The following is a 7,609-nucleotide window of genomic DNA, read 5'->3' as shown; positions in this document are numbered from 1 at the left end:
CAGGCCGCTGCGTTCGTCATGCAGCAGGCCTTCCAGCTCTCCGCGGTCCAGGCGCAGAACGTGGCCGCGCAGCTTGCGCAGCACACCGACCTCGCGCCGGCCGTTGCCAATGTCGTGGCCGTCGCCGTCGCTTTCGGCGTGGACATCAATGTGGCCATCGCGCGCGCGACCGAAATGGCCAATTCGACGGTCGTCATGAACCAGGCGCAGCAGCTGGCCACGATCCTGGGCGTGTCCTTCAACCTTACCGCGGCGCAGATGCAGGAAGTCCAGAACCGCCTGGCCGCGTCTCCGGCATCCACGCCCGCCCAGGTCCTCGCGCACGTGATCGCGGCTTCCTATAATATAAGCCTCACCAATGCCGCGGCCGCCAACATCACGACGCCCGTGCAGGCCGTGCAGACCGTGCTTACCGCGGTCCAGCAGAACGCCCCGGCGCTGGCGGGTCTTGACCAGGCGCAGATGCTCGCGCTCGTCAACATGCTCGTCAGCAACGGCATCGCGGCCACGGCCGAGAATCTCGAAGTCGCGCGCGTGGCGCTGTCGCTCGGCATCACGGGAACGAATGCGGCGCAGAACGCGCAGCTGAAACTCGTGCTCGGCGCTTACGCGAGCGGCAAGTACAACGCGAGCGGCCTGCCGGCCCTCTTCGGCCAGATGGCGGAACTCGCGAACAAGGGAACGCCGGTGCAGACGCCGGCCCAGATGCACCAGGAAGCCGCGAAGGTCCAGGCCGCGGTCGCGGCGCTGTCGCAGGCCCAGGCCACCGCGACGCCCGAAGCCGTCCGGCTTGTCGCCGCCGCTCCGGCCGCCGCGCAGCTCGCGCTGGCCGCCGCCATTGCCGCGGCCCAGCAGATGGGCGTGACCGACCTTGCTTCCATCGTCAGTTTGATCGTCCGCACCGATTCGGCCGGCACCGTGACCTTCACGGTCACGAACGTGAACCGCGCCATCGCTCTCGTCGCCGCGCAGCAGGCGGGCAACGTCAAGATCGTCGATCAGGTCGTCGCGGCCCTCGGCACGCGCAATGTCTCGGCGTCGGTCGTCATGGTCGCCACCCTTGCCGCGGCGAGCGGTGTCTCGGTCGGCCAGGCCGTCGCGCTGGCGCTCCAGCAGTCCGCCGCGGGCACGGTCGCGTCACCCGTGCAGCTCGCGGTCCAGGTCGCGGCCCAGGTCCATGGCCTGACCCCGGAACAGGTCAAGAAAGTTCAGGAGGCGGCGGCGGCCCAGAACCTTACGGCCTCGGAGGTGTTCGTGGTGGCCGCGGGCGTTCTCCATGGACTGCAGGTCTCGAATGTGGTGGCGGCCGCAAGGACCGTCATCAATGGAGTCCAGGTGACGCCGGTCCAGGCGCTGGCGATCGCCTACGCCCAGGCGCAGGGCCTGAGCACGGGCGCGGCCCTTGCCGCCGTGAAGATTGCCCAGCAGAACGGAGTTAATGTTTCACTCCAATCCACGCCTTTCATTGTCGCCGCTTATAAAGCCAGCCCCACGCTTGTGACGGCCAATGTCATCGACGCGGTCATGGCTGAAGCGAGCAAGCTGATGGCCAAAGATGAAAAGACCGGCAAGACGAAATTCGATGCCACGGCGATTCCCGCGACCTTCGGACGTCTTGCGAAACTGGCCGAAGGCGGCGCGGTCATCACCACCAGCCTGATCCAGCAGGCGGCCCAGCAGTCCGGACTCGCCCTGAAAGCCATCGAGCAGGTGAGAAACATCACGGCCACGCCGGAACTGATCGACATCGTGACCAAAGTGCTGCCGGAGCAGAAACTGGCCATGGCCCAGGCGCTGGCCATCGCGCAGCAGCTCAATATCGACATCAATGTGGCCGCCCAGCTTTTGGCGCAAGGCCTTTACGGCGCTTCGCCGGTGCGCGCGATCGCGCTGGTCGTGGCGCACGCGACCGGGCATGACCTGGCGCAGGCCACGATCATCGCCCAGGAAATTTTCAATACGGTGGATCTGGACGTCACGCCTACAGTCGTGATGGCCATCGCCCTCGCGGTTTCGATGGGTATCGATACGCAGACGGCCATTGCCAAGGCCCAGGCGCTTGCGGCGGTTTCGTCGCCGATCACCGAACAGGGAAGGCTCGAATTTGTGGTGCAGATGGCGGCGGAAATCTTCGGGCTCACCGAAGCCCAGAAGCAGCAAGTCCTGTCAACGCCCGGCATTTCGGTCCAGGAAGTTTTCCCGGCCATGATGGCGCTGGCCAGCAATCAATCGATAGCTACCGTGCTCAGCCAGATCAACGGCGGCCTCGTGACGCCGGTGCAGGCCGTCGCGATTGCCGCGGCCGCGAACCTGGCGGGCATGACGCCGGCCACCGCGCGCGTGCTCGCGCTTGCCGCCATTGATTTCGCCCAGAGCCAGGGCATTACGGTCACGGCCCAGAACGTGGGCGCGGTCGTCGCGGCTTACAGCCAGAGCCCGACGCTCGTCACGAGCTCGAACCTCTCGCGCGTCCTGAACGTGCTGAGCGCCAACAAACTCAATGTGAACGCAGCTTCCGCGGTCTTTGCCGCGCTCGCGGCGCAGGGAACGACCGGCTCTTACACGAGCGCTCAAGTCAATGCCGCGGTCCAGACGGTCGCGCCGGTTCTTCAGGTCCTGGCGGCGGCCAATGCCGCGGCCACGCCCGCGGCGATCCAGGCTGTTCTTGCCGCGCAGTCGCAGAACGTTTCGCCCGCCGCGGCCGCCGCGGTTGTCGCCGCCGCGCAGCAGATCGGCGCGCCTGTCCACGAAGCCGTGGCGAACATCGCGGCCAATACGACCAACGCCATCGAGGCCGTGGCCGCATACATCGCCCAGCAGCTGGCATCGCCGGCGGTCAATACCACCGTGCTCGCCTCGATTCCCGGCGCCGCGGCCACGTCGCCGGCCGTCTTGACGGCCGTGGCCATTGCCCTGGCCAACGGCGTTTCGATCGCGACTATCGCATCGACAATCTCGACGGCCAGCCTCGGAGCCACGTCGCTCAGCGACGTGCAGGCGCAGAGCGTGGTCATCGCTCTCTTTGCCGCCTCTTTCGGATTGTCCACGGCGCAGACCCTCTCGATCAGCCAGCAGATCGCGGCCATGTCCGCGCCGGTCACGGCGGTCCAGATTTTCGCCATGGCCGCGGCCGCGCAGTTCAACGTGGCGCTGACCATGACGGCGATCGGCCAGGTGACCACCGTCACGCAGGCGCTGGCGCACATCATCGTCATCCAGGCTCAGGCCGAGAACACCGCGCCGATCACGCTGACCGAAGCCTTGAAGATCGTGGAATTCAGCCATCAGATCGGCGTGCAGGTCACGGCGCAGAGCGCGCCCGTTGTCGCGGCCGCTTACCAGGCGGGCGTCACTTCCGCGGAAACGGTGAAGGCCGTTCTCGGTGTTTACTCGAGCGCATCCGCGAACCCGCTCGCGCTGCCGGCCATCTTCTCCGCGCTCGCGACGCACACCGGTCCCGTGACGGCCGCGGTCGCACAGAACACGGTCGCGGCGGTCCAGGCCGCGATCACGACGATCACCGCCACGCAGGCCACGACGCCCGCCGTCGCGCCGGTCCAGTCGCCGGCCGTTGCCGCGGTTGCCGCGGTGGCTCAGCAAATGGGAGTTCCCGTGGCCCAGGCGGTCGCGAATGTCGCCCCGAATGCGACGCCGGTCCAGGCTGTCATGGCCTTCCTTGCCGCGCAGGCGGCAAACGTCCAGACGGCCCTCGCCAACGGCGTCACCGTGGCTCCGGCCATTGTGCTGCTGTCCGGTGTCGCGCACTCGAGTGCGATCATGGAAGCCGTGGCGATTGCCGTGGCGCAGGGAGTCTCTTTGGATGTGATCGCCAATGTTCTCAGGGTCGAGACCGGAATCCTGACCAGCGTCAACGGCCAGGTCGCGGTCACCGAAGCGATTGCCGCGACCATCGCCGCCCAGGTTTTTGCCGCCGCGCTGCAGCTTGATGCCACGCAGACCGCGCAAGTGGTTTCCGAAGCCGCGGCGCCGGGCATGAGCGCCGTCCAGGTTTACGCGGTTGCCGTAGCGACCAAGTACGGCACGGCGCTCACGACGGCCGAACTCGCGCAGGTGACGAATATCGCCGAGGCGCTTGCCAAGGTCATCGAAGTTTATTCGGCCGTCGAAACCACCACGCCGGTTAGCTTCACCGAAGCGCTGCAGATCGTCAATTTCGCCAACCAGTTCGGCATGACGATCACGGTGCAAAACGTGTCCGTGCTCCTTGCCGCGCACCAGGCCGGTGTCACGGGCGCGAATCTGACGACCCTGCAACTCCAGGCCGTGCTCGCGGCGCACCAGAGCTCGGCGCTCAACGGCCAGCAGCTGCAGGCCGTCTTCCAGGCGCTTGTGAATTCGGCGACCCTTGGCTCGCAGACCGCGACCGTCAAGAACGTGGTGGCGCAGGTTCAGGCCGTGGTTGCGGCCGCGACCCCGACCCATGCGGTCACGCCGATCGCGATGACGGCCCAGAACATCCAGATTGTCATGGAAATCCAGAAGACGGCGACGGGCACGGCGGCCGCCGCGCTGACCACGGCACAGAACGTGGCTGTCATCGCCAACATCGTCAATACAACCGGCGCTTCGGTGGCGACGGTGGTCCAGGCCCTCACGCTCGCGCAGGCTTCGGCGCCCGTCGTTTTCCAGGACATCGTCAACGGAACGCAGAACGGCCAGCAGTTCACGGCGGCGATCATCGAGATCGTGACGACGCACGGCGTGCAGGTCGCGCAGCTTGCGCTGGAGATCACGGTGGCCGCGGAAGCCAATTCCACGACACTCCTCGCTTCGGCCCCGCAGGTCGCGGCCGCGGTCGCCAATTACGGTCTCGCCAATGTCGCCCAGGCGCTCCAGATCGTCCAGAACGCGAACAGCACCGTGAACGAATGGGAACAGCTCGCGGTCAGCATGCCGACGCTTACGCCGGTCGCCAAGGCCCTCGCGCAGACGGGCGATGCGGCCCGCGTCGAAGCCGGCGTGAAGTTCTACCAGCGCGTCGCGAACGAAGTGATGGCCCAGAACACGCCGCAGTCGCTCGCGCTCACGTCCGAACTTATTGTGGCCTCGCAGTTCGTGGGCAAGCTGAACCTGTTCACGCTCGATACGGCGCGGCTCGCGGAAGTCATCCAGCAGATCAAGGACGCGACCGCCGCCTTCCAGGCCATCATCGCCAACAACAATACGCCTGGAGCTACGCAGATCGACATTTCCGACACGGACATGACGGTCCTCAATGCCACGCTCACCGCGGCCATCGCACTCCTGAAGGGCGGCGTCAAGATCACGCGCGCCGCCATCGACTTCGCGATTGCCACCGGCGTCACGTCCGTCACGCCGGGTACTACGGTCGGCACGCTCAACCCGTTCACCACGACGGTCGCGGGCCAGCAGGTAACGGTCCCGGCGCACGTCGAAGTCACGGTCGCGGCCAACGGTGCCATGACCGTGAGTGTCCCTGAAAACCAGACCACGACGATCACGCTTCCGAACGTGGGCACGGTCACGCTGCCCGCGGGTTCGACGGTCCAGTTCAACACCAACGGCACGGCCACCGTGAGCCTGCCGGCCGGCCAGACGGTCAACGTCCAGGGCCAGAACGTGGACTCGTTCGCGCTCACCACGGCCGGAAGCGTCCTCCTGACCACGACCGCGGACATGACGCTCGATAACGGCATCACCAGCGTCACCGTGGCCGCCGGCACCAGCCTGACGGTTGCGGCGGACGGCACGCGCACCTTTACCACCACGGCGCCGGTCACCACGACCCTCAGCGGCCAGCAGGTCACGCTCTCAGCCGGAGTGACGGTCAGCGTCAATGCCGCGGGCCAGATCGAAACCTTTACCATGGCGTCTTCCGGCACCCTGGAAGTGCAGGGCGGCACGCTCAACGTCGCGGCCGGAACCGTGGTCCAGGTCCAGGGCCCGAATCTCGAAGTCACCGCCGCTTCCGGCGCGGCCGTCTACACCTCGGGCGGCGTCACCACGACCCTCAGCCAGGGCGCGAATTTCACGCTCTCGAGCCAGGGCGAACTCTCGACCACTTCCGGCGCCAGCGTCACCGCAAACGGCGTGACGGTGAGTGTGCCCACGGGCGTGAATCTCACGGCGAACGCGCTCGGCGCCCAGGTCACGGCGACTTCCGCCGGCGTCACGGTCCAGACGGGCGGCCGCACGCTTACCGTGGCGCAGGGCCAGACGGTCAACCTCAGCGAGCAGCGCGCCAAGATTACCAACACGTCCGCGGGCGCGGTCTACACGGTCGCCAACCAGCAGGGCGCGGCGCAGCAAGTTGTCCTCAGCGCAAATACGGCCATCACGATCACGGACGAAGGGATCGAAATCCAGTCCAACGCGGCCGGCAGCACGGTGACGGTGAACGGCATGACCGCCACGCTCGGCAGCAACGCCTTCGTGCAGCTCGAGGCGGACGGCAGCGCGAAAGTCTTCGCGGCCGCCGGCAACACGACGGTCACGATCGGCAATCAGACGGTCACGCTCACGCAGGGCAGCAACGTCACCATCGCCGCCAACGGCAGCATGATCATCAGCGCCTCGACGCGGGGCAGCACGGTCACGGTCGGCAACGTCACCATGACGGTCGGCGCGAACACGCTCCTCACGGTCTCGGCCGCCGGCGAAGTCACGGTGATGGCCGCGCCGACTGCGGTCATTACCAACGTGAACGGTACCCTCATCACCATGGGCGTCGGCACCACGCTGACGGTTGACGCGGCGACGAACACGGTCTCGATCACGACGGGAGAAACCGGCTCGGCTTTCCGCGCTTCGATCACCGTGAACGGCACCCTTTACTCGGTCGGCCAGAACACGACGGTCACCCTGAATATGGCGACGGGCGCGGCCACGTTTGCATTCGCCGAAAACGGCAGCGTGCAGTTTGGCGACACCACGATTTCGGGCACGGCCGGCACGCAGGTCACGTTGAACGGCCAGAACTACAGCGTCACGCAGGGTACGGCCACGGTCAACGGCGCCACGCTCGGCGCAGGCCTCTCATTCCGTGTGGGCGCGACAGGCATGGCCGAGCTCAGCGCGAACGGCCGGACGATTACTCTTGCGGCAGGTGTCCGCGCGACGAGCACCGCGAACGGCAACGTCGTCCTCTCGACGCAGGGAACGACGGCGACGGTGACGATCAACGGCGCTCAGGTCAACATCGGCCTCAACACGCAGGTCGAAGTCAATGCCGTCACCGGCGCGGTCAGCGTGGCGGCCGGACAAATCCGCGTGGCCAGCGGCACGCTCGCCCTGCAGGCGGGCAACACGCAGATGACGGTGCCGGCCAACACGATCATCAACTCCGACAACGGCGTGCTCGGCTTCTTTGGAATCTCGGCCCAGAACGCGCTCACGGTGCAGGCGGGCGCGGCCACGGTCACGCTCGTCGGCAACACGACGGTTTCCGTCGATGCGGTGTCCGGCTCGGTTTCGTATACCAGCCAGGCGAACGGTGTCACGACGACGGTCCTCGCCGGCACGGACGGCATCACGGTCACGCATAACGGCGTTCAGGTCGCCTCCGTCGCGGCGACGGTCGGCGCGACGGTCACGCAGAACGAACAAGGCCAGCTCCAGATGGCGGTCG

The 7,609-nt window shown here is 66.8% G+C and carries 1 protein-coding gene (only partly in view); it reads left to right on the top strand.

What is annotated here, in order from left to right; genetic code table 11:
- Window positions 1–18: 18 nt before the first annotated feature.
- A protein-coding gene (locus VL688_11955; GenBank protein ID HTL48763.1) for a hypothetical protein crosses the window boundary here: on the top strand, window positions 19–7,609 show its 5' portion. The gene runs 40,073 nt beyond the window's last position; only the first 7,591 of its 47,664 coding nucleotides appear in the window; its start codon is at window positions 19–21; its stop codon lies beyond the right edge, outside the window.

It is taken from the genome of Verrucomicrobiia bacterium, assembly GCA_035495615.1.
GTDB lineage: Bacteria > Omnitrophota > Omnitrophia > Omnitrophales > Aquincolibacteriaceae > DATJFP01.
Note: the sequence above shows the minus strand (reverse complement) of the source record. Positions and strands in the feature narration are given on the sequence as shown.